This is a genomic window from Lelliottia sp. JS-SCA-14, assembly GCF_035593345.1.
GTDB classification, from domain to species: Bacteria; Pseudomonadota; Gammaproteobacteria; order Enterobacterales; family Enterobacteriaceae; genus Enterobacter; species Enterobacter wanjuensis.
Window position 1 is genome coordinate 201,156 of the sequence record NZ_CP141606.1, and the last position, 22,649, is coordinate 223,804.

Below are 22,649 nucleotides of genomic sequence, written 5' to 3' on the forward strand. Positions count from 1 at the left end.
CTCAGGACTGAACGTGACGCTGGCGCAGGTCGGTGGAAATGCGCGACATCATCGGGTTATTGAGTCTGCACCAGCGAATCGAGATCGCCAGCAGCAAGTGGAAAAGGGCTGGCAGCAGCGTTTCCATGGTGGTGATACCGGATAGCGACGCAGGGGTTTGATTGCCCACGCCGGGCTGATAGGCGACGAAGATAAAGACCAGGCTGATGATCCCCGCGCTGGAGGCCCATGCCAGCTTGATGAAAAAGAGGTTAAAGGCGAAGTTCATCCCTGATGAACGCACGCCGGTTTTCCACTCGCCGTAGTCGTCGGCAAAAGCCATCAGCGAAAAGTGCAGGGGAAGCGTAAAACCGAGGATCACCCCGTTGCCCAGAATCACAGCCAGCCACAGGGTTTGGTACGCCGGGCCGGTTGGCAGGAACCACATCCCTAACGCCAGCGCGGCCAGCACCAGGTTGGTGGTGGAGTACAGTTTCACCGTATCAATACGACGGGTGAGCGGGCTGACGATCACCGCACCGAGAATGGCGGCAAAGGTCACCATGGTGAAGAACAGCGAAGTATAAGCCGTACTGCCCTGCAGTACGTAGGTGATGAAATACATGTACCCGCCGCCGCGGATGTTAAAGACGTTAATCAGCAGGAAAGACATCACCAGCATCAATAAAAGCTGATCGTTGTTACGCAGCCCAGCCAGATGCTCGCGCAGGGTAAAGCGGCCCATCAGTGCCAGCGGGACGCGCTCGCGCACCCAGAAGAAGCAGCACAGGAACATCACCACGGCGATGGCGCACAGCACGCCGACACCCAGCTGATACCCCTGCGCCACATTGCCCTGACCCAGCGCCTCAACCAGCCACGGCAGGCCGACGGAGACTAAAAATCCCGCCACGCCGCACAGCACAAAGCGCCAGGACTGACAGGAAATCACCTCGCTGTGGCGGGTGGTCATGGTGTTGATCAGCGCGCAGTAGGGCACGTTGATCGCGGTGTAGCCGACGGACAACAGCAGATAGGTGCCGAACGCCCAGGCGATTTTGACCCCCATACTCGCTTCCGGCACAGTGAAGGTCAGGACGCCGATAATCCCGATGGGGAAAGCGATCCACAGCTGCCACGGACGAAAGCGCCCCCAGCGGCTCTGGGTCCGGTCAGCAATCACCCCCATAATCGGGTCGGAAATGGCGTCAAATACGCGTAGGGCAATAAACAGCGTGCCGACCAGCGCGGGCGTTAAACCAAAGACATCGGTATAGAAAAAGGTGAGAAAGTTCATGATCAGGCAGGTCATTACCGTCCCGCCAGCATCACCCAGGCCGTAGCCAATTTTCTCGCGTACGGACAGGCGATCGTCGGCGGCCTGTTGTACGACATCGGTTTGCGTAATCGGAGTGGAAGTCATTCTATAACTCCTCGTGAATAGGATTTTATTATGTTCTGCAAGGTACCCGATTAATTCTGCACTGAAAGTCGATGCCAACAAGGGAAGGGAAAAGTATAAAAAGGTGACGATTCCGACCTGATGATGAAAATGTGATTTCGATCTAGCGAATAAGCAATTATTCATTAATAATCAATATGAAAGAGGCTTAATCAGACGTTTTAAAGCGGGAAAATGAATACTCATGCTCGAATTATCCATAGCGCTTCCGGTTAAGGTACAAAACGGCGGACTGTTCATTTCACGCGGCGTCGGGCGTCACCCTGCGCGCAAGCTGACCTCATGGGAAATTATCTTTGTTGAAAAAGGGACACTAACGATCCAGGAGGAAAACAGAGTTTTTACCGTGAATGCGGGAGAGAGTTTGCTGCTGTGGCCGAATCGTCGCCACGTGGGAACGGAGGATTTCCCGGCCGATCTGCGGTTTTACTGGCTGCATTTTGATATCGAAGGCCAGCCGTCGGAATTAGAGGGTTTTACCAGGCTCGCCATCGAACAATATTGCCGCGTCCAGGACGCATCCTGTGTGGTCTCTCTTTTCCGCCAGTTTCTGATGGAGCAGGAGAAATTCCAGCGCAGCGCCGCACTGGAATTCTTGCTCTTGCTGATACTCCAGCAAATTTCCCTGTCGCCTGGAAGTGAGGAGAATAAGGACGAATCGGGCACGACGATTGCGTGGAAGGCGAAACAAATTATCCGCACGCAATTTCACCTCAGCCTCTCGACGTCGCAGCTGGCAAAAGATCTGCACTGTAATGCGGATTATCTCGGGCGCGTTTTTCGGCGCACCTTTCATTTAACCCTGACCGAGGCGATCCATCGCCAGCGCGTCCGATCTGCGGAGAAGCTGTTGCTTGATGATTCGGCTTCCCTCACGGAAGTTGCCGCCCGCTGCGGCTTCAACGATGTCGGCTATTTCCGTCAGATATTTCGTAAACATACCGGGCTAACCCCCGCCGTCTGGAAACGGCGGTACTGTAAGGAACATATTAATTCCGGCTGATCACTGGCCGTAATAGGCGTTCGCTCCGTGCTTACGCAGGTAATGTTTGTCCAGCAGTTCCTGCTGCATGGTCGGCAATTGCGGCGCAAGCTGGTGGGAGAACAGGCCCATATAGGCGCACTCTTCCAGCACGACGGCGTTGTGGACGGCGTCGGCGGCATCTTTGCCCCAGGCAAAAGGACCGTGGGAATGGACCAGCACGGCGGGGATCTGCATCGGATTTAAGTCGCGCTCCTCGAAGGTTTTGATAATCACTTCTCCGGTCTGATACTCGTACTCCCCGGCGATTTCGGCGTGGGTCATCAGCCGCGTGCAGGGAATGTCGCCATAGAAATAGTCCGCATGGGTGGTGCCCCACGCCGGGAGATCCAGCCCGGCCTGCGACCAGATGGTCGCGTGGCGTGAGTGGGTGTGGACGATGCCGCCTATCACCGGGTAGCGGCGATACAGCGCCAGGTGCGTTGGCGTATCTGAGGAGGGTTTTTTGCTGCCTTCCACGACCTTGCCGGTGGCGATCTCCACGACCACCATGTCCTCTGCGGTCATCACCTCATACTCGACGCCTGAGGGTTTGATGACCATCAGGCCACTTTCGCGATCCACGGCGCTGACGTTGCCCCAGGTAAAGGTCACCAGCCCGTGGGCGGGCAGCGCCAGGTTGGCCGCCAGGACTTCCGCTTTCAGTTGCTCTAGCATGTCATGCCTCCTTCCTGCATACGGGCTTCGATCCAGCGCCGTGCTTCGATAATTTCCAGTACCGGCTCTTTGGCTTTTTCAGTCCACATTTCAATGAGAAATGCGCCGCGATAGTTGAGCTGATTCAGGGTGTTAAACACGCCGACGAAATCGACGCAGCCTTCACCGAATGGCACATCGCGAAACTGTCCTGGGCTTTGTTCGGTGACTGGCTGCGTGTCTTTCAGGTGGATGGCGGCGATCCGGTCAATGCCGAGCGTCAGTTCGGCGGTGACATCGTTGCCCCACGCGCTCAGGTTGCCGACGTCGGGATAGACGCTAAACCACGGCGACTTGAGCATGTCATCCCACTTTTTCCACTTGCTGATGGAGTTCATGAACGCGGTATCCATGATCTCCACGGCCAGCATCACCTGCGCGGCAGCGGCTTGTTCTACCGCCCACGCCAGCCCTTCCGCGAAGCGCTGCTGGGTGCCTGCGTCGTGCTCTTCGTAATAGACGTCGTAACCCGCCAGCTGAATGGTGCGAATCCCCAGATCGCGCGCCAGTTTGATAGCCCTGGTCATGATCTCGCGCGCGCGTTCGCGCACGGACTCGTCGCGGCTGCCGAACGGGAAACGACGGTGCGCTGACAGGCACATGGACGGAATCGCGACGCCTGTTTCCAGCATCGCTTCGACCAGCGAGGCGCGCTGGGTGGTACTCCACTCCAGCCTGGATAAGCGCTCGTCGGTTTCATCCACCGACATTTCGACGAAATCAAAGCCGCAGCTTTTGGCTAGCACCAGGCGCTCCGGCCAGGAGAGATCTTTTGCCAGCGCTTTTTCATAAATTCCTAACGGATGCTGACGCATGGTTATTCTCCCCAGATGTCGCGGATTTGCGTGTGGAACTCATTTGCCACCTGCGATGGGTTGGCGGCCCCAGCCAGCGCACGTCCGGCGATAAAGGCTTTAACGTTAATCTCGCGGAACAGCGGTAAATCCGCCGGGGTGATGCCGCCGGTGATGGAGAGCTGCAGACCGATATCTGACAAAGCTTTCATTCTGGCGAGATCGTCTTCGCCCCACTGCTGGCCGCTGGCCTGGGCGTCGCGTCCGCGGTGGTAAATCGCCTGTTTAACCCCGACGCGATGCCACGCGCGCGCGTCGTCCAGGGTCCAGTTACCGAACAGCTCCATCTGGATTTCGCATCCGCGCGCGGCAGCCACCGCGTGGCCTTTTTCCACGGTCGCCAGTGGTGCGGCGCAGATAATCGTCATCCAGTTCGCGCCCGCGTCAAAGGCCTGCTGCGCCAGCGTTTCTCCTGCGTCGGCCACTTTCCAGTCGGCGACGATGATTTTGTCCGGGCACTGCTGGCGCAACGCGCGTACCGCCGAAAGACCCTCGGTGAGGCACAGAATGGTGCCGGCTTCGACGATATCGACATGATCGTGCAGCAGCGCGACATCGCGCTGGGCGGCCTGAAGGCTGGTGTGGTCGAGCGCCAGCTGTAGTAATGGTCGGCTCATAGGTTGTACTCCTTAATTCGGGCGTGAAAGCCCTGCAATGCTGAAATCAGTAGCTGGTAGCGGTGATATTTGTGCTGGTAGGCGGCGTGGGCCTGCATGTCCGGCTCGATGGTGCGGATGTCGTGCTTGAGGCTTTGCTGCGCGGCGTAGAAATCGGGATAAACCCCGGTGCCGACGAGGGCGGCGAGCGCCGCGCCGGAGCAGCCGGTCTCCTCGACCTGCGGCAGTTCGATTGCCAGACCGCTGACGTCCGCCAGCATCTGCATCCACACCTCGGAATGGGTCGGGCCGCCGGTGACGCGCAGGGCCTGAACATCGGTAAAGCGCTCGAGCATGCGGTTGAGATGGGTCATGTGACAGAACACCACCCCTTCATAAACCGCTTGCAGCAGGTGGGCGCGGGTGTGCAGCGCCTGCATGCCGTAGAAACCGCTGGTCATCTCCAGCCCGGCGTTGCTGCCGTAGAGAAACGGCAGGAAGAAGACATCGCTGGCCGCTTTCGGCAGGCTGGCAACTGCCTGATTGATCTCGTCAAAAGAGAGATCGCCCCACTGCGCCGTGAGCCACTCGAGGTTGCCGGATGAGGTCGGGCTGGCTTCGTGAACGATGTACTGCTGCGGGTGAACGTATCGGCCATAAACGTACGGGAAGGGTTCGTTATCGCGGATGCCGTGCGCAATCCCGCTGGTGACGGCCCAGGTGCCCATCACGGCGTTGAGCGTGTGCTCGTCGTGCAGTCCGGCGCAGATCGCGGTGGAAACCACATCAAACAGACCACCCACGACGGGCGTACCCGCCGCAAGACCGGTCAGGGTGGCTGCCTGAGCGGTGATTTCCCCGCAAATTTCTGCTGAGCCGACGATGGGCGGCAAGGCGCTGTCGATTTCGCTGATGCCCAGCCAGCGCGTCAGCTGCGGGTCATAGTCGCCCGTGTTCATGTTGTAGAGATTGGACTCGGAAATGTTGCTCTCTTCGCAGCCCTTTTTGCCCGTCAGGCACCAGCGCAGATAGTCATGGGCCATCATCACGCAGCCGATCTGGTGGTAGCGCTGGTGGTCGTGCTCTTTGACCCAGCGCAGCAGCGAAGCGGGATGCCCGGTCCACAGGGTTTGCCGGGTGTGCGGGTAGAGTTTTTCGGGGATCGCGTCCTGCTGCCAGCGCTGGACGATCTCTAAAGCCCGGCGGTCGGAAGAGAGGATGGCGTTGCCCAATGGCTTATCCTGTTTATCCAGCAGGAACAGGCCTTTGCCCTGGGCGGAGATGCCGATGCCTTTGATTTGGGAGCCATTAATGCCCGTGCGATTCAGCAGGGCGGCAACCGTCTCGTGGCAGCGCTGCCAGAGCAGGTGCATGTCGCGTTCGGCATAGCCCGGACGGGGGCTGAGCGTGGCGACCGGGCAACGTTCGATGCTGTGTTCTTTTCCCTGGCTGTTGTACAGACCGGCTTTCAGATAAGTACCGCCACAATCGATACCCAGCCAGAAGGGCTCTTTTTCACTCATCTTTGCGATTCTCGGTTCGTGGTTGCTGTTGCCGGGTGGCGCTGCGCTTACCCGGCCTACGTTCTGGGTTGCTGTTGCCGGGTGGCGCTGCGCTTACCCGGCCTACGTTCTTGGTTGCTGTTGCCGGGTGGCGCTTCGCTTACCCGGCCTACGTTTTTTCACCCTCTCCCTGTGGGAGAGGGCCGGGGTGAGGGCATCAGGCCGCGCGCTTGTGCGGATTCACCGTCGGATTGGGCTGTGCTCCGGCGTCACATTTCGCAGGCAACAGCAGCGCCAGCAGCGAGGCCAGGGCCAGAGAGATCGCCAGGCAATACACGCCCGCATCTTTGCTGTACAAGGTGATCAACACGCCCACCGCGTAAGGACCACAGAACCCGCCGAGATTACCGAGCGCGTTAATCACACCGCGTGCGCCGCCTGCCATCTCTGCGCTAAACAGACGCGCAGGGATGGTCCAGAACACACCCGCTGCCGACTGCAGGAAGAAGCCGCAGCCGACCAGCGCGGCATACGCCAGCCAGATGTTTTCTTTCAGCGCCACGGAGAGGAACATGCACAGGGCAAAACCGATTAGCGGCAGGGAGACGAACAGCTTGCGCTTGCCGGTGCGGTCAGAGAGGGCCGAGAACAGGAACATCCCGGCAATCGCGCCGACGTACGGCAGAATGGCGAGCATCCCGACCTGGCCCATCGTTGAATGGGTCAGCTCCTTCAGAATGGTCGGCAGCCACAAGGTGTAGCCGTAAATGCCGGTCTGGTAGAAGAAGTTCAGGGCGATCAGCTGCCACATGGTTTTGTCCGACAGTACCGCGCCCAGGGACGCATTTTTCACCTCTTTGCCCGCAATGGCGCGCTGCTCGGCGGCCAGCGTCTCGACCAGATAGTTTTTCTCGGCCTCGGAAATCCACTTCGCCTCCTGCGGTCGGTCATAGATGGTCTGCATCCAGAGCACCAGCACCACCAGGGAGAGAAGCCCTTCAATGATGAACAGCCAGCGCCAGTCGAGGGCGGTGATGATCCAGCCGGAAAGCGGGGCAGTGATAATCCCGGCAATCGGCACGAACATGATCACAATCGCGTTGGCGCGACCGCGCTCGGCGTCCGGGAACCAGTTGCTGATCATGGTCAGCACCACCGGCAGCATCCCGCCTTCCGCCACGCCGAGTAAAAAGCGCAGGACCAGCAGTTGATACTGGTTAGTAACGATGCCTGTCAGAACGGAAATCACCGCCCAGGCGACCAGCGACCAGCCGATGAATTTTTTACCGCTACCGTGCACGGCAATTTTGCCGCCGGGAACTTGCAGGAACAGATAACCAATAAAGAATATCCCACCTGCTAAACCCGCCATGGTGGCGGTGATCCCCAGTTCCTCATCCATACCGCCCGGCATCGCGAAGGCGATATTGACGCGGTCCATATAAGAGATAATGCAGGCGATAAGAATAGGGGGAATTATTCTCAACCAGCGTTGGCGCGGAATATCCGCCTGTAGAGCATGAGAAGAATTAGTCATAATTAATGTCTCATTAAGGTAATCGGCTCGGGAATAAGATTATTATTTTTATTGTGCTGCTTTTTTCATAACGCTAATACCGTCGCGCAAAATGGCGATGCGATGACTGACGTCAGCATTAGCATTTATTTCCAGTAGTTTGATACCGGAGAATTTCAATGTTGCGGCGCTCGCCGCAGTAAATAATTCATTTACACTTTCAGGTGTCATTAAGCTTTCAGGGCAGAACGGTGAAAAGGGTGCGTGAAGATCCTGCCAGTCGCCGTATTCGCCGGTCGCCGTGGTGCCGGAGAACATCAGCGCACCGAGCTTACCCGCCTGCAGTGCCGCCTGAACATGTTTCACCGGAAGCGTCGTATCGCGCCCTTCAATGGCCGAGCGGGCCCAGTTAATGCACACGCTGATATCGGTGCCCTGCAGCACGTCCAGAACGTTTTCCAGCGGCAAAAAGCCTTTGCGCGGCTGGCTGCCGGTCATGGCGTCACAGTGCTCGAGCACCAGATCGCACGGCCAGTCCCAGGCGGCAATTTCGCGGATTGAGCGAGAAAACGCGTCGGTGGCCTGCGAGACGCAAGCGTTGCCCGCCTGCGGTGCAGCCTGCATTTCCAGGGCGGTGACTTTGCCGGGGAAGCGTGCGTTGACCGCGACGATTTTCGCTAACAGATGGCGATAAAACGCCACGCTCTCGCGGCGCTGATCTTCGTCAGCAGACGCCAGGCCAAACCCGCCGTGGGTGCCACGCCGACGCATGGTTTCCATCACCGCCGTGACCACAATTTGCCAGTCGTCCGGCGTGTGGCGGAACAGCCACTCATCCCCGAACGGGTGCAGGTTTTCCAAACAGGGTTGTTCAATGCCGCGAACGTCGGGCGTATCGGCTAATTGACGCCAGAATTCACGCTCGTCCTGTTCCCCTTGCTGGTGGAACGAAGGTGCGCAGGGGTACGCACCAATAATAAAATCGGTGTGAGTCATTTCGCTTTCCTGTTTAATTTTAAAAAATTAAATCAATTCGCTGACAGCCACTTTGACGACAATTTTACGAATGGCCGACTCCTTGTGTTGATGACATTGCGGTCGATGAACATCCTGCGGGAAAAATATGGCGTAATTACCTGGGACCATTTCAATCAGCGATTCGTTTTCCATCTGGTGATAAAAAATAATGTCGCGCTGTTCCAGCAATGATTCGCTTATTTCGTTATTTCCGGTGTCAATCGCAAAACCTATTTTCTCTTCGCCCCACGCCAGAAATTGAATATCCAGATAGCGGCGATGTACTTCCGGGCGGTTTTGGTGGTGCTCCCGGGTGGTGAGATCGAGGATCTGCGCGTAGATATTGCGTCCGTCGATCTCCACCACGCCGGGTTCCAGTGCCGTGAAATCGGTTGTGCGTAAAAATTCGAGCGCCCGCTCTATCGCCTGCGGAAGTCGGCAGGGGTTGGGCTGTGAAATATGTCCGAATATCATGCGTCACTCCTTACAGCGACTGGATCTTCGCCCACACGCTGTCATCAATGGTGATGCCATTGCGACGGTTCTCTTCCAGCAGACGAGTGAATTCATGCCCCGGCAGGCGCACGGCGACGTCGTCGTCTGAACGTTCGGCGGTGGTGATGAAATCCATGATGCGCTGCAGTTTGGCATCGCGGGTTGGGCCGTCGATCAGCTTGTCCACTTCGATGGCGATGAAGATCTGCGACACGCCGTACTCATCGCTGTTGTCCTGCGTCACTTCCGCCACGGACGATCCGTTGGAGAGCAGGGTGGCAATCATGTCGAGCACGATAGAGAGGCCGGAACCTTTCCAGTAACCCATCGGCAAAATACGGCGGTTTTTCTCGATCACGCCCGGCTCTTTGGTCAGATTGCCTTCGTCGTCAAAGCCGCCGTCCACCGGCAGTTCGCGCCCGGCGAGGCGGTTCACTTCGAGCATGCCGTAGGAGAACATCGACATCGACATATCGACCATGGTGATCGGCGTGGATGGAATGGCGACGATCAGCGGGTTGGTGCCGATGCGGCACTCTTTCGCGCCCCACGGTGGCATTACGGCGATGGAGTTGGTCCAGCAAATACCGATATAGCCTTTCTCGGCGGCCTGCCAGCCGTAGCTCCCGCCGCGCATCCAGTGGTTGGCGTTGCGCAGCGCCACTAACCCAATCCCGTGATCCGAGGCCAGCTCGGTGGCGCGATCCATCATCTTTTTAGCGGTCAGGTTGCCGATGGAGCGCTGGGCGTCCCACTGCTCGATAGCACCCAGGGTGGTGACGCGCTTCGGCTGGGCGTCAGGAATGATGTCCCCGTTATCCAGCTGCTGAATGAAACGTGGGAAGCGGTTTACGCCGTGCGAATAAACGCCGGATTCGGTGGTGCGCGCAAACATCTCTGCGCAGGCGTCGGCGGTATCGGCCTGAACGCCGCGGTTGAGCAGTACCCGATTGAAGGCTGCTTTCAACTCGTCAAAGGTCACTTTCATCCCTGTTCTCCTGTTCGTATGAGGGGCGCATGTGAGTGCTTTTTTATCTCTAAATTCCACAATGCGAAATCTGATTTCAAATATAGCGATCAAATTTTGTTAGATCAACGACATTCATGCTTTTCAAAAACCAGTAAAATCAATGCATTGTGTTTTTTGTGCTGAGATCGTGAACTGAACCACACTTTGCGCTACCATCAGGACGCGATTAACGGAGAGCTATTTGATGAGCATGAAAGAGAGCGAAATGACGCCAGAAAAAGAGAGGCCAGCAGGTAGCCAGAGCTTGTTTCGCGGCCTGATGCTGATTGAGATCCTCAGTAACTACCCGAACGGGTGTCCGCTGGCGCATTTGTCGGAACTTGCCGGGCTAAACAAAAGCACCGTGCATCGGTTGTTGCAGGGGTTGCAGTCGTGCGGGTACGTCACTCCCGCGCCCGCGGCGGGCAGTTATCGCCTGACCACCAAATTCATCGCCGTCGGACAAAAAGCGCTGTCGTCGCTCAACATCATTCACGTGGCGGCGCCGCATCTCGAAAATCTGAATATCGTGACCGGCGAAACGGTGAACTTCTCCAGTCGGGAAGATGACCACGCGATTCTGATCTACAAGCTGGAGCCGACGACGGGAATGCTGCGCACGCGCGCCTATATCGGCCAGCACATGCCGCTCTTCTGTTCTGCGATGGGTAAAATTTACATGGCGTTTGGCCATCAGGATTACGTGGCGAGCTACTGGCAGAGTCATCAGGAGCAGATTCAGCCCCTGACCCGCAATACCATCACTGAACTGAGCGCCATGTACGATGAACTGGCGGAGATTCGCACCCACAGCATGGCGATGGACAAAGAAGAGAACGAGCTGGGCGTGTCTTGCATCGCGGTGCCGGTGTTTGATATTCACGGGCGCGTGCCTTATGCCATCTCCATTTCCCTGTCGACCTCGCGTATGAAGCAGGTGGGGGAGAAGAATCTGCTCAAACCGCTGCGTGAAACGGCGCAAGCGATCTCACAAGAACTTGGCTTTACCGTTCGCGGCTAAGTGGTGAAAAAAAAGGCCAGATGTCGACATCTGGCCTTTTTTGTTGTCTTGCGGTGAGCCGTTAGCGGCTGCCTTCGCTCCACGCCAGCTCAATCTCTTCAGCCAGGATTTTCACCCCGGCTTCGATTTTCTCTGGGTCCGGCACGTAGTTCATGCGCATGCACTGATGCGTATGCGGCCACGGCTTGTCGAGGCCCGGGAAGAAGTAATCCCCTGGCACCATCAACACGCCGCGTTTTTTCAGGCGCTGATAGAGCAGCTCGGTGGTGATCGGCAAGTCTTTAAACCACAGCCACAGGAAAATCGCCCCTTCCGGTTTATGAATCAGACAGCGATCTTCGGGCAAGTAGCGGCGAATGGTCGCGATCGTCTCCTGGACGCGCTGATAGTAAAACGGCTTGATCACGTCATTCGACAGGCGCAGCAGGTCGTTGCGTTTAATCATTTCGCACATCATTGCCGGGCCCATGCCACCTGGCGCCAGGCTGATAATGCCGTTCATGTTGGTGATAGCGCTGATGATTTTTTCATTGGCGATGATGATGCCGCAGCGGCTGCCCGGCAGGCCGAGCTTTGAGAGGCTCATGCACAGGACAATATTGGGGTTCCACAGCGGGCGGGCTTCGCTAAAGATAATGCCGGGGAAGGGTACGCCGTAGGCGTTATCGATCACCAGCGGTATGCCGTGCTGGTTGGCGAGCACATCTAGCTTCATCAGCTCTTCGTCGGTGATGACGTTGCCCGTTGGGTTGGTTGGGCGCGACACGCAAATCATGCCCGTCTCTTCGCCGATATGCAGGTGCTCAAAATCGACGTGATACTTGAACTGGCCCTCTGGCAGCAGCTCGATGTTCGGCCGCGCCGAGACAAACAGATCCTCTTCCAGCCCGGAGTCGGCGTAACCGATGTATTCCGGCGTCAGCGGGAACAGCACTTTTTTAGTGGTGCCGTCGGCGCGACGTCCTGCAAAGAGATTAAACAAGTAGAAAAATGCGCTCTGGCTGCCGTTTGTCAGTGCAATATTCTGTGGTTCGATATCCCAACCCAGCTCGTCGCGCAGCATTTCAGCCAGCAAGGTCAGCAGTTCGGTTTTGCCCTGCGGACCGTCGTAATTACACAGCGCATCAGTGGCTTTGCCGTTTTGCAGCATCTCCGCCAGCAGGTTGTGGAAGTAGTCGTTCATGGCCGGGATTTGGGCCGGATTTCCGCCGCCGAGCATGATAGCGCCCGGTGTGCGCAGCCCGTCGTTGAGATCCTCCATCAGGCGGGTAATGCCTGAATGGCGGGTGAATTTGTCGCCGAAAAGTGAAAACGTCATAGCAGGTGTTCTGGCATTCTTATAATGAAAGTGGGTAACCATAACGCTAGCATCGTGCGGGTGCAAATCGAGGGAAGAGGTCGGGATCGTGGTTTTGTTTCGCTGATTTGTGTTTGCGTGGTGAATTGTTCTGATAAAAACGTCCCCCTCCGTTGGAAGGGGACGACGATGGCGCTACTGATTCCCGGCCCAGATCACCATCACGCTATCGTCCTGGTGCTGGCGCACGAAACCGTAGCCCTGCTTGAGGGAGAGCGTGGTTTGCGTGCCTTCGCCGATGGCCGGATGGCGCGCCCGGAACTGCCCGAGAATTTGCCAGTGCTTAACGGTCGCCGCCTGATCGCCTGCGACATCCTGCCAGTTCATGTCCGAGCGCGTTCCCTGCAGCGGATCGGAGCCGGTCGGGCCGAATGGACGTTCGGACTCGTCACCATAGTAAATCTGCACTGAGCCAGGTGAGAGCAACAGCAGTTCTGCCGCGCGCTGGCCGCCCTCGCGGAACAGGCGCGTGTCGTGGGAGGAGAGATAGCTCAGGACGTTGAATCCCTGCAGTTTTTCCGCCATCTGCTGCCAGGTCATGTCCATTTCGGCCAGGCAATCGGCGGCTTTGGCGGCCTGCTCCTGATAGTCAAAGTTGATCATCGCGTCGAAACCATGGCGGTAATACTCGCTTTGCATCACGCCATGCCCCCAGGATTCACCCGTCATCCAGAACGGTGTGTCATCGAGTTTTTTATCCGGGTTGGCCTCTTTCCACGCTTTCAGCGCCTGGGTGGATTGCTCCTTCAGCGCTTGCCAGGCGGGGAGTTCAACGTGTTTGGCGGTATCGACGCGGAAACCGTCAATGCCGTAATCGCGCACCCATTGGCTGAGCCAGTGGGTGAGATAATCGCGCGGTGTATACCCGGCGATCTCTTTGGCGTGGGTGTCCGGCTTATGGCGGTAGAAATTGGGCAAACCGGACGGGGTGGTGGACTCGGTTTTGAGATCCGGTAAAAAGGCCAGCGACATGGTCAGATCGTCGAAGCCGGGGTTGTCGTAGTCGCCGATATCGGTGCGGATCCAGTTTTTGCCCCACCACTTTTCCCACCCGGCTTTGTCGCTGAAATTGATGTAGTCGTTAAAGCTGTGCCAGCTCTGCCCGGCGGCGGGCTTCCAGTCGGTCCAGCGTTCGCCCAGCGTCTTTTTCAGCTCGTCACCCTGCAAGTACAGCGCGCCGAACTGGAACGCCTGCATATCAGCAAGTGTAGCGTAGCCGGTGTGGTTCATCACCACGTCAAAGAGAATGCGGATGCCGCGCTGGTGTGCCTCGTCGACCAGATGGCGCAGATCGTCTTCGCTGCCCATATTGGCGTCGAGTTTTGTCCAGTCCTGCGTGTAGTAGCCGTGATAGGCGTAGTGCGGGAAATCGCCTTTGGTACCGCCCCCGACCCAGCCGTGGATTTGCTCCAGCGGGGAGCTTATCCACAGCGCGTTGACGCCAAGCTGCTGCAGATAATCAAGTTTGCTGGCGAGCCCTTTGAGATCGCCTCCGTGGAAGGTGCCAATCTCCTGCATGCCGTCTTTGTGGCGGCCATAGCTGTTGTCGTTAGAAGGGTCGCCATTGACGAAGCGGTCCGTCAGCACAAAGTAGACGGTGGCGTTTTGCCAGCTGAATGGCGCAGCTTTGTCGGTTTCTGCCCGCTCAAGCAGGAGCAGACCGTTGCTGTTCGCGGCGGGCTGCAGGGTGATTTTTCCTTGCTGCACCGTGGCCGTCTGCTGGCTGTAGAAATCCCGGACGACGGAGCCTTCCGGGAAGGTGTTTTTAACATCGAGGGTGAGCGGTTTGCCGTCCCATTTCGGGCACTGGCGAGTGACATCCGCGACGGGTTTCTCTGCGGCGCTTTGCACTGTGAGCATGAGCGTCGGCGTGCCTGAGCGCGTATCAATGCGCATCTGATAATCGCCCTCGCGGAATAAACGCCACTGAGGCGGCGTTCCTTCGCAAGGTTTTAGCGACATCATCTCATTGAGTTTAATCGGGTTTGTCGGCTGCCAGCACGCGTTGTCAAAACTCAACGTCAGCGGGCGAGTACCCTTCGCAAACTTCGCGTGGCTGGTGAACACCCCAGCAGCTTCGGCATTGAACGTGGAGAAGCCAGGAGATGACCAGTCTGCATTTGCCATCGCGGGTAAAAGCAAAAGGGCTAAAGCTGAGCGTTTCATTCCATTTTCCTGTCGCGGCCATTTTAACCAGTGTGCCATCAGGTTTATGGCGAGGACTCCTCCCCCTGCGTTTTCTGGCAGGATGAGCCGAAAGGGTGAGTGATCTCGCGCAAAATTAGGCGGTTATCTGCGATATCGCACACAAATTTGTAGAAATGATGGTTAAGTGAGCAAGTTTCAGGTGACATAGTTTCGGAATTGGACTATTTCTTTGGATGCTCTGGAAGACTATTTTTGATATGATTTGAGATTCCGCTCTCAATTTTGTGAAAAAAATAAGGTGTTGGAATGTATATATCCGACCAGGAGACCTAATGATATCGACTCCCATACGACGATTTGGGGCTACGATACTCATGTTGCTCACCGTGATGTTTTCAGGTGAGGTGCTTGCGAAGACGCACACGGATACAACGAGTAAAAAAGCCCACGTCATAAAGACGACGACCAGCAGTAAGAGTAAGGTTAGCAGTAAACAAGAGTATTCTCGCAATAGTGTAAAGAGCAGTTCACTTCCTGATTTGCGAAAATACCCTTCCGGGACACCAAGGAAAAAAGCGTTTCTCCGGACGGTAATGCCTTATATTACAAGCCAAAATTCTGCGATTACTGCAGACCGTAACTGGCTGGTTTCGAAACAGTATGAAAGCCGCTGGTCACCAAGCGAACGCGCACGTCTGAAAGACATCGCGACGCGCTACAAGGTGAGCTGGAACGGTAATACCCGCCGCGTGCCGTGGAACTCACTGCTTGAGCGTGTGGATATTATTCCAGGCAGCATGGTGGCAACCATGGCAGCAGCCGAGAGTGGTTGGGGCACGTCAAAACTGGCGCGTAACAACAATAATCTCTTCGGCATGAAATGCGCCAAAGGCCGCTGTAACAACGTGCCTGGCAAAGTGAAAGGCTATTCGCAGTTCGAATCAGTGAAAGATTCCGTGAATGCCTACGTGGTGAACCTGAACACGCACCCGGCCTACTCTTCGTTCCGTAAGTCACGCGCTCAGTTGCGTAAAGCGGACCAGGAAGTAACCGCGAGCACCATGATTCACAAGCTGAAAGGTTATTCAACGCAGGGTCAGAGCTACAACAACTACCTGTTTGCGATGTACCAGGATAACCAGCGCTTAATCGCCGCTCATATGTAAGTCATCCAAAAAAACGCCTTCCATCGGAAGGCGTTTTTCTTTGTTATACCAGCACTACACCAGCACTTCGCTGTACCGCTCGCGGTACTCCTTCGGCGTGGTGTCATACTCCTTCTTAAACACCGAATAGAAATATTGCAGAGACGGGTAGCCGCACATCTGCGAGATTTCATTGATCGACAGCGACGTTGAGATCAGCAGGCTGCGGGCTTTCTCCAGCTTCTCGGCGTGAATCACCGCGTGGATCGTCTCCCCAACCTCTTCTTTAAAGCGCTTCTCCAGATTTGAGCGAGAAATACCGACCGCATCCAGCACCTGATCCACCTTGATGCCTTTGCAGGCGTGATTGCGGATATAGTGCATCGCCTGAATCACCGCCGGATCGTTCAGGGAGCGATAGTCCGTCGAGCGGCGTTCCACCACGCGAACGGGCGGAACCAGCAGGCGCTGAAGAGGCAGGGTTTCGTTATCCAGCAGGCGATGAAGTAACTTGGCCGCCTGGTAGCCCATCTGCCGCGTCCCTTGTGCCACCGACGACAGGGCCACGCGCGACAGATAGCGCGTGAGCTCTTCGTTATCGATACCAATCACACACAGCTTTTCGGGAACCGGGATGTGCAAATGGTCGCAGACCTGGAGAACGTGACGCGCGCGCGCATCCGTAACGGCGATAATGCCCGTCTGCGGCGGCAGGGTTTGCAGCCAGTCGGCGAGCCGATTTTGCGCGTGCTGCCAGTTATCAGGCGCAGTCTCCAGCCCCTGATAAACCACGCCGCGATACTTTTCCTGCGCCACAATCTGGCAAAACGCATACTCGCGCTCCATCGCCCAGCCTTTGCCGCTGGAAGAGGGCAGGCCGTAAAAGGCGAAGCGGTGTACGCCTTTCTCTTTTAAATGCAGAAAGGCGCTCTCGACCAGCGCGTGGTTGTCGGTCGCGATGTAGTGGACCGGAGGATACTTCTCGGGTGAGTGATACGAGCCGCCGACGCCCACAATCGGGACGTCGACGTCGGTCAGCAACTGCTCAATCACGGGATCGTCGTAATCGGCGATCACGCCATCGCCCAGCCAGTCTTTGATGTTTTCAATGCGGGTACGGAAGTCTTCTTCGATGAAAATATCCCACTCCGATTGCGACGCCTGCAAATATTCACCCACGCCCTCGACGACCTGACGGTCATAGGCTTTGTTGGCGTTGAATAACAACGTAATGCGGTGACGCTTCTCAAACATGGCTTATCTTTCCCAAATCAGTGACAACGCGGCGTTATGCCCGTCGTTTGGTCGCAGAGTCCATCCAGACTGCCAGCAACAAAATGGCGCCTTTAACGATATACTGCCAGAAGGTCGGAACGTCCATCATACTCATTCCGTTATCCAGCGACGCCATAATAAACGCACCCATCACCGCGCCCGCAACACTCCCGATGCCGCCTGCGAGGCTGGTTCCACCAATGACACAGGCGGCGATAGCATCCAGCTCGGCGATGTTCCCGGCGGAGGGCGAACCTGCACCGAGGCGCGAGCTTAAAATCAGCCCGGCGATGGCCACCATCAGACCATTAATCGCGAAAACTGCAAGCTTGGTGCGCTCCACATTGATACCCGACAGACGTGCCGCCTCAATGTTGCCGCCGATGGCGTAGATACGCCGACCAAAGGCGGTGCGGGTCGCCATAAACATCCCCGCCAGCAATAGTAGCGTCAGGATAAGCACCGGCGTGGGTACGCCGCGATAATCATTCAGCAGCCAGATGGCCCCCAGCACGATAACGGCGGTCAGGGCCTGGCGTCCGACGACTGAGGTTGAAGCCGTCGAGGTGAGCCCCAGCGCCTGACGACGCATTCTGGCGCGCCACTGCCAGGCGATAAAGACCATCATACCGATAGCACCAAACGTGAAGCCCACGCCGTCGGAGAGATAACTCTGACCAATCTGCGACATCGACGCGCTGGTCGGCGACACGGTGGTGCCGTTGGTAATGCCGATCAGAATGCCGCGAAAGGCGAGCATTCCCGCAAGGGTGACGATGAACGAAGGGACTTTGCGATACGCGACCCACCAGCCGTTCCAGGTCCCGAGCAGCAGGCCGAGCACCAGCGTGACCGCTACGGTAAGCGGCAATGGCCAGCCGAGCCAGACGTCAAAAATCGCCGCGACGCCGCCCAGTAGCCCCATCATCGAGCCGACCGACAGATCGATTTCTGCCGAGATAATTACAAACACCATCCCGACCGCCAGAATGCCGGTAATGGCGGTCTGGCGCAGCAGGTTGGAGATGTTTCGCGCGCTTAAATAGGAGCCGTCGGTCATCCAGGTGAAGAACAGCATGATGACGATAATGGCCGCGATCATGACGAAAACCTGCAGGTTTAGCGTTTTAAATCCCGGGAACAGACCTGGCGCAGACGCAGGGGCTTTGATTTCAGACGGGTTGCTTTTCGACATGACGTTCCCTCCTCAGGGCGGCTTCCATCACCTGTTCCTGGGTCAGGTTTTGGTTTTTCAGATTGGCTTTCAGTTTGCCTTCGTGCATCACCAGGACGCGATCGCTCAGGCCGAGCACTTCGGGCAGTTCGGACGAGATCACAATCACCGCGATGCCCTGCTGCACCAGCTGGTTAATAAGTTTGTAGATTTCATATTTTGCGCCGATGTCGATCCCGCGCGTCGGTTCATCCAGAATCAGGATGCGCGGATTGAGCAGCAGACAGCGAGCCAGAATCGCTTTCTGCTGATTACCGCCGCTCAGCCGCCCGATGGCTAATTCGGGCGACGAGGTTTTGACTTTCAGGCGCGCTAAAGACTGGAGAATGCACTGCTGTTCAGCGGCATCGTCCAGGCTGCTCAGCGCACCCGAAAACTGGTTGAGTGCCGCCAGGGTAATGTTTTTCCCCACGGCCATGACCGGCACAATGCCGTCTCTTTTACGATCTTCCGGGACCATCGCGATACCCTGAGCGATCGCCTGCTGGCAGCTGTTGATCTGCACGGGCTGACCGTCGAGGTAAATCTTGCCCTCCCAGCGGCCCGGCCAGACGCCAAACAGGCACTGGACGGCTTCGGTTCGCCCGGCACCGACTAAACCTGCAATACCGAGGATCTCCCCGCGCCGCAGGGAGAAGGAGACATTGTTGACGCGTTTGATATGGCGGTTCACCGGATGCCAGGCAGTCAGATTCTCGACTCTTAGGATTTCATCCCCGGTGGTGTGCGGTTCGTTGGGGTAGAGCGCAGTGAGTTCGCGGCCCACCATCATGGTGATGATGTCGTCTTCGTTCATCCCGTCGGCTTCTCGCGTGCCGATGTGTTGCCCGTCGCGAATAACGCAGATGGTGTCCGAGATAGCTTTCACCTCGTTGAGTTTGTGAGAGATATAAATACAGGCGATGCCGTGGTGCTGCAGGTCGCGGATGATATCCAGCAGCACCGCGGTTTCTTGCTCCGTCAGGGAGGCGGTCGGTTCGTCGAGGATCAACAGGCGCACCTGTTTGTTCAGCGCTTTGGCGATTTCAACCAGCTGCTGCTGCCCCAGCCCCAGGTCGCCGACGCGGGTGTCTGGTGAGATATGCAGGCTGACCTGGGCCAGCAGCTTTTCACAGCGCAGGGTCATACTGTCGTAGTCCAGCACGCCGAAATTCGAGATCTCCGCGCCGAGGAAAATATTCTCCAGCACGGTGAGATGCTTCACCAGCGCCAGCTCCTGGTGAATGATGGCGATACCTTTGCGCTCCGTGTCGCGAATGTGGGTGGCCTGCAGGGTTTCACCGGCAAAGACGATTTCCCCGTCGTAACTGCCGTGCGGATAGATGCCGCACAGCACTTTCATCAGCGTGGATTTGCCGGAGCCATTTTCGCCGCACAGAGAGACAATCTCGCCGGGGTTTAAGCGCAGGCTCACGTTGTCGACAGCTTTCACTGCGCCAAAGGCTTTGGTGATACTTTTCATTTCAAGTAAGTAAGGCATAACTGCTCCACATGATCTGAGGGGGCCCCCGCACAGCAGGGGCGATGCGGGGTTACAGTTCGCTCTTCTTGTGGAAACCGTCTTTTACAACCGTGGCGTCAATGTTCTCTTTGTTGACTTCGATTGGCGTCAGCAGACGGGCTGGGACATCTTTCAGGCCGTTATTGAGCTTGGAATCGGCCTTAGGCTGCTGATCGTTGCCCAGTTCGACGGCAATTTCAGCGGCAGTAGTGGCGAGCTCGGTGATGGGTTTGTAGACCGTCATGGTTTGCGTACCGGCAATAATACGTTTCACGCCTGCCAGGTCCGCATCTTGTCCGGAAATTGCCACTTTACCGGCCAGGCCCTGGGCACTCAGCGCCTGAATCGCACCGCCCGCGGTGGCATCGTTTGAGGCGACGACGGCGTCGATTTTGTTATTATTCGCGGTTAACGCGTTTTCCATAATTTTCAGCGCGTTTTCTGGCAGCCAGCCGTCAGCCCACTGATCGCCCACCACTTTAATTTTTCCGTCGTCGATATAAGGCTTGAGAACTTTCATCTGCCCTTCGCGGAATAATTTGGCGTTGTTATCGACAGGTGAGCCGCCCATCAGGAAATAATTCCCCTGCGGCACTTTGTTGACCAGGCTTTGCGCCTGTAATTCACCGACTTTTTCGTTGTCGAAGGAAATATAAAAATCGATATCGGCGTTATTTATCATTCGGTCATAGGCTAAAACTTTAATTCCCTCTTGTTTCGCTTCTTTGACGACATTACTTAACACCTGACCGTTGTAAGGAATAATGACCAGAACATCAACGCCGCGGTTAATCATATTTTCGATTTGCGACATTTGCGTCTCTTCATTGCCATTAGCAGACTGAACAAACACTTTTGCGCCGAGAGATTCCGCTTTATTCACAAAAATATCGCGGTCTTTTTGCCAGCGCTCCAGGCGCAGGTCGTCGATGGCCATTCCGATTTTGACTTCTTTTGCATGCCCCGCAAAGCTTGTGAGCACTAGCGAAGCGCAGAGAGTAAGGCACAGGTTTCTTATCGTCATCATTATTTTACCTTTTTTGTAGGGTGGTAAGGCTTGGACAAAAGAATCATTCACTGCCAGATACGCAGCAAATTCTTAACGGGGAAAGGGAAACTCGCAATTACAGATTTTTATCTTCTCATTACGATATTTGGTTTATTTGCGAATTTATGACCGCGATCTGATTTTAAAATGCGCAACTTATTAATTACACATGATTCTGGAATAAGCGCCGAAAAATCCTTTGCCTGCGTATTATTTTTGCGAGCCAGCGCACGTTTGTGCATTCTCTCAATAGCAGTGTGAAATAACGTAATTGAGCAACCTGCAATGTGTATTCACTATTACTCCATTATCGATGACTCGCCGCACCTCTTGATTATGGAGTTCAATATGCAAGCTTATTTCGACCAACTCGATCGCGTTCGCTATGAAGGCCCGAAATCCACCAATCCTCTAGCATTTCGTCACTACAATCCGGACGAGCTGGTGCTGGGTAAGCGCATGGAAGATCACCTGCGTTTCGCCGCCTGCTACTGGCATACCTTCTGCTGGAACGGCGCGGATATGTTCGGCGTGGGGTCGTTTGACCGTCCGTGGCAGCAGCCAGGCGAAGCGCTGGAGCTGGCGAAGCGCAAAGCGGATGTGGCCTTCGAGTTCTTCCACAAACTGAACGTCCCGTATTACTGCTTCCACGATGTGGACGTCTCTCCGGAAGGCGCATCGCTTAAAGAGTACCTGAACAACTTTGCCCAGATGGTGGATTATCTGGGTGAAAAACAGCAGCAAAGTGGCGTGAAGCTGCTGTGGGGCACGGCAAACTGCTTCACCAACCCTCGCTACGGCGCGGGTGCGGCGACCAACCCGGATCCTGAAGTGTTCAGCTGGGCCGCCACTCAGGTCGTGACCGCCATGAACGCCACACATAAGCTGGGCGGCGAAAACTACGTCCTGTGGGGCGGCCGCGAGGGTTACGAAACGCTGCTGAACACCGATCTGCGTCAGGAGCGCGAACAGATTGGCCGCTTCATGCAGATGGTGGTGGATCACAAACACAAAATCGGTTTCCGCGGCACCCTGCTGATTGAACCTAAACCGCAGGAGCCCACCAAACACCAGTACGATTATGATGTCGCGACGGTGTACGGTTTCCTCAAGCAATTTGGTCTGGAAAAAGAGATCAAAGTGAATATCGAAGCCAACCACGCGACGCTGGCGGGGCACTCTTTCCACCATGAAATCGCGTCGGCTATTGCGCTGGGAATCTTCGGCTCTGTCGATGCCAACCGCGGTGACCCGCAGCTTGGCTGGGACACCGACCAGTTCCCGATCAGCGTGGAAGAAAATGCGCTGGTGATGTATGAAATCATCAAAGCGGGCGGTTTCACGACGGGAGGCCTGAACTTTGACGCCAAAGTGCGTCGTCAGAGCACCGATAAATACGATCTGTTCTATGGCCATATTGGCGCGATGGATACCATGGCGCTGGCGCTGAAAGTGGCTGCCCGCATGATTGAAGACGGCGAGCTGGATAAACGTGTGGCGAAGCGTTATTCCGGCTGGAACAGTGAACTCGGCCAGCAAATTTTGAAAGGGCAGTTATCCCTTGCCGAGATCGCGAAGTACGCTGAACAGCATAGTCTGGCGCCGAGCCATCAGAGCGGTCATCAGGAACTGCTGGAAAACCTGGTGAATCATTACCTGTTTGATAAGTGATCGATAATGCCGGGCGGCGCTGCGCTTGCCCGGCCTAAAATCATCGTAGGCCCGGTAAGCCTCGCGCCACCGGGCATTTTC

General features: G+C 56.3%; 19 protein-coding genes. 4 read left to right on the forward strand and 15 right to left on the reverse strand.

The genetic code is table 11. From position 1 onward, the window contains the following. Position 1 precedes the first annotated feature (1 nt). Positions 2-1,402 (reverse strand): MFS transporter, encoded by a 1,401-nt coding sequence (locus tag U9O48_RS00940; RefSeq protein WP_285155732.1) that lies wholly within the window; start codon positions 1,400-1,402, stop codon positions 2-4. Positions 1,403-1,625: 223 nt separating this feature from the next. Between U9O48_RS00940 and U9O48_RS00945 the strand changes: the two genes are divergently transcribed. Then, a complete protein-coding gene (locus U9O48_RS00945) occupies positions 1,626-2,444 on the forward strand; it encodes an AraC family transcriptional regulator (RefSeq protein ID WP_324723329.1) in 819 nt (272 codons plus the stop codon). Here the strand turns inward: U9O48_RS00945 and araD are convergent, their stop codons facing one another. The 8 genes from araD to yiaK all read right to left on the reverse strand — a co-directional run bounded on the left by araD (position 2,445) and on the right by yiaK (position 10,147). After that, the gene (araD, locus tag U9O48_RS00950) at positions 2,445-3,140 is read right to left on the reverse strand and encodes an L-ribulose-5-phosphate 4-epimerase (protein ID WP_324723331.1); all 696 of its coding nucleotides are present in this window, start codon (positions 3,138-3,140) and stop codon (positions 2,445-2,447) included. It lies immediately after the preceding gene. Further along, a complete protein-coding gene (locus U9O48_RS00955) occupies positions 3,134-3,994 on the reverse strand; it encodes an L-ribulose-5-phosphate 3-epimerase (protein ID WP_282492011.1) in 861 nt (286 codons plus the stop codon). Before U9O48_RS00955 ends, araD begins: the two co-directional genes overlap by 7 nt. 2 nt (positions 3,995-3,996) lie before the next feature. Continuing rightward, on the reverse strand, positions 3,997-4,650 hold the full coding sequence (ulaD, locus tag U9O48_RS00960) for a 3-keto-L-gulonate-6-phosphate decarboxylase UlaD (RefSeq protein WP_285145669.1): 654 nt from the start codon (positions 4,648-4,650) through the stop codon (positions 3,997-3,999). Continuing rightward, complete coding sequence (locus U9O48_RS00965) at positions 4,647-6,152, reverse strand: FGGY-family carbohydrate kinase (RefSeq protein WP_324723332.1); 1,506 nt, start codon at positions 6,150-6,152, stop codon at positions 4,647-4,649. The genes ulaD and U9O48_RS00965 overlap by 4 nt, the downstream gene beginning before the upstream one ends. A 196-nt stretch (positions 6,153-6,348) precedes the next feature. Next, a complete protein-coding gene (locus U9O48_RS00970) occupies positions 6,349-7,668 on the reverse strand; it encodes an MFS transporter (protein WP_282493044.1) in 1,320 nt (439 codons plus the stop codon). A gap of 48 nt (positions 7,669-7,716) precedes the next feature. Then, positions 7,717-8,643: a DUF4862 family protein gene (locus tag U9O48_RS00975; RefSeq protein ID WP_324723333.1), complete on the reverse strand. Its 927-nt coding sequence runs from the start codon at positions 8,641-8,643 to the stop codon at positions 7,717-7,719. A gap of 27 nt (positions 8,644-8,670) precedes the next feature. Further along, positions 8,671-9,138, reverse strand: a complete 468-nt coding sequence (locus U9O48_RS00980) for a YhcH/YjgK/YiaL family protein (RefSeq protein WP_285145672.1) — start codon at positions 9,136-9,138, stop codon at positions 8,671-8,673. 10 nt (positions 9,139-9,148) lie between these two features. Beyond that, the gene (yiaK, locus tag U9O48_RS00985; protein ID WP_285145673.1) at positions 9,149-10,147 is read right to left on the reverse strand and encodes a 3-dehydro-L-gulonate 2-dehydrogenase; all 999 of its coding nucleotides are present in this window, start codon (positions 10,145-10,147) and stop codon (positions 9,149-9,151) included. Positions 10,148-10,373: 226 nt separating this feature from the next. On the opposite strand from yiaK, the gene yiaJ reads away from it, so the two are divergent. Next, the gene (gene yiaJ / locus U9O48_RS00990) at positions 10,374-11,189 is read left to right on the forward strand and encodes an IclR family transcriptional regulator YiaJ (protein WP_324723335.1); all 816 of its coding nucleotides are present in this window, start codon (positions 10,374-10,376) and stop codon (positions 11,187-11,189) included. Positions 11,190-11,250: 61 nt separating this feature from the next. Here yiaJ and avtA read toward each other — a convergent pair whose 3' ends face one another. Both avtA and U9O48_RS01000 read right to left on the reverse strand, forming a co-directional pair. Then, a complete protein-coding gene (avtA, locus tag U9O48_RS00995; RefSeq protein ID WP_416382125.1) occupies positions 11,251-12,507 on the reverse strand; it encodes a valine--pyruvate transaminase in 1,257 nt (418 codons plus the stop codon). Between the two features lie 174 nt (positions 12,508-12,681). Beyond that, entirely contained in the window at positions 12,682-14,712 is a 2,031-nt protein-coding gene (locus U9O48_RS01000; RefSeq protein WP_324723338.1) for an alpha-amylase, read from the reverse strand. 314 nt (positions 14,713-15,026) lie between these two features. On the opposite strand from U9O48_RS01000, the gene U9O48_RS01005 reads away from it, so the two are divergent. Beyond that, on the forward strand, positions 15,027-15,860 hold the full coding sequence (locus U9O48_RS01005; protein WP_282493037.1) for a protein bax: 834 nt from the start codon (positions 15,027-15,029) through the stop codon (positions 15,858-15,860). Between the two features lie 54 nt (positions 15,861-15,914). Here U9O48_RS01005 and xylR read toward each other — a convergent pair whose 3' ends face one another. The 4 genes from xylR to xylF are packed head-to-tail and all read right to left on the reverse strand — an operon-like array spanning position 15,915 to position 20,873. Beyond that, a complete protein-coding gene (gene xylR, locus U9O48_RS01010; RefSeq protein ID WP_324723339.1) occupies positions 15,915-17,093 on the reverse strand; it encodes a D-xylose utilization transcriptional activator XylR in 1,179 nt (392 codons plus the stop codon). 34 nt (positions 17,094-17,127) lie between these two features. Further along, a complete protein-coding gene (gene xylH, locus U9O48_RS01015) occupies positions 17,128-18,309 on the reverse strand; it encodes a xylose ABC transporter permease XylH (protein WP_324723340.1) in 1,182 nt (393 codons plus the stop codon). Then, the gene (locus tag U9O48_RS01020; protein WP_324723341.1) at positions 18,287-19,828 is read right to left on the reverse strand and encodes a xylose ABC transporter ATP-binding protein; all 1,542 of its coding nucleotides are present in this window, start codon (positions 19,826-19,828) and stop codon (positions 18,287-18,289) included. The genes xylH and U9O48_RS01020 overlap by 23 nt, the downstream gene beginning before the upstream one ends. A 52-nt stretch (positions 19,829-19,880) precedes the next feature. Continuing rightward, the gene (gene xylF, locus U9O48_RS01025) at positions 19,881-20,873 is read right to left on the reverse strand and encodes a D-xylose ABC transporter substrate-binding protein (protein WP_285151085.1); all 993 of its coding nucleotides are present in this window, start codon (positions 20,871-20,873) and stop codon (positions 19,881-19,883) included. A gap of 372 nt (positions 20,874-21,245) precedes the next feature. On the opposite strand from xylF, the gene xylA reads away from it, so the two are divergent. Further along, complete coding sequence (gene xylA / locus U9O48_RS01030) at positions 21,246-22,568, forward strand: xylose isomerase (RefSeq protein ID WP_285155743.1); 1,323 nt, start codon at positions 21,246-21,248, stop codon at positions 22,566-22,568. The last annotated feature ends 81 nt before the right edge of the window (positions 22,569-22,649 follow it).

Bases quoted from the DNA above. Each gene is read 5' to 3' on its own strand.
- U9O48_RS00980 (WP_285145672.1), bottom strand. From the start codon at position 9,138: ATGATATTCGGACATATTTCACAGCCCAACCCCTGCCGACTTCCGCAG.
- araD (WP_324723331.1), bottom strand. From the start codon at position 3,140: ATGCTAGAGCAACTGAAAGCGGAAGTCCTGGCGGCCAACCTGGCGCTG.
- U9O48_RS01005 (WP_282493037.1), top strand. From the start codon at position 15,027: ATGATATCGACTCCCATACGACGATTTGGGGCTACGATACTCATGTTG.
- xylH (WP_324723340.1), bottom strand. From the start codon at position 18,309: ATGTCGAAAAGCAACCCGTCTGAAATCAAAGCCCCTGCGTCTGCGCCA.
- U9O48_RS00970 (WP_282493044.1), bottom strand. From the start codon at position 7,668: ATGACTAATTCTTCTCATGCTCTACAGGCGGATATTCCGCGCCAACGC.
- U9O48_RS01000 (WP_324723338.1), bottom strand. From the start codon at position 14,712: ATGAAACGCTCAGCTTTAGCCCTTTTGCTTTTACCCGCGATGGCAAAT.
- avtA (WP_416382125.1), bottom strand. From the start codon at position 12,507: ATGACGTTTTCACTTTTCGGCGACAAATTCACCCGCCATTCAGGCATT.
- U9O48_RS01020 (WP_324723341.1), bottom strand. From the start codon at position 19,828: ATGCCTTACTTACTTGAAATGAAAAGTATCACCAAAGCCTTTGGCGCA.
- U9O48_RS00955 (WP_282492011.1), bottom strand. From the start codon at position 3,994: ATGCGTCAGCATCCGTTAGGAATTTATGAAAAAGCGCTGGCAAAAGAT.
- U9O48_RS00975 (WP_324723333.1), bottom strand. From the start codon at position 8,643: ATGACTCACACCGATTTTATTATTGGTGCGTACCCCTGCGCACCTTCG.
- xylA (WP_285155743.1), top strand. From the start codon at position 21,246: ATGCAAGCTTATTTCGACCAACTCGATCGCGTTCGCTATGAAGGCCCG.
- yiaK (WP_285145673.1), bottom strand. From the start codon at position 10,147: ATGAAAGTGACCTTTGACGAGTTGAAAGCAGCCTTCAATCGGGTACTG.
- U9O48_RS00940 (WP_285155732.1), bottom strand. From the start codon at position 1,402: ATGACTTCCACTCCGATTACGCAAACCGATGTCGTACAACAGGCCGCC.
- yiaJ (WP_324723335.1), top strand. From the start codon at position 10,374: ATGAGCATGAAAGAGAGCGAAATGACGCCAGAAAAAGAGAGGCCAGCA.
- xylF (WP_285151085.1), bottom strand. From the start codon at position 20,873: ATGACGATAAGAAACCTGTGCCTTACTCTCTGCGCTTCGCTAGTGCTC.
- U9O48_RS00945 (WP_324723329.1), top strand. From the start codon at position 1,626: ATGCTCGAATTATCCATAGCGCTTCCGGTTAAGGTACAAAACGGCGGA.
- ulaD (WP_285145669.1), bottom strand. From the start codon at position 4,650: ATGAGCCGACCATTACTACAGCTGGCGCTCGACCACACCAGCCTTCAG.
- xylR (WP_324723339.1), bottom strand. From the start codon at position 17,093: ATGTTTGAGAAGCGTCACCGCATTACGTTGTTATTCAACGCCAACAAA.
- U9O48_RS00965 (WP_324723332.1), bottom strand. From the start codon at position 6,152: ATGAGTGAAAAAGAGCCCTTCTGGCTGGGTATCGATTGTGGCGGTACT.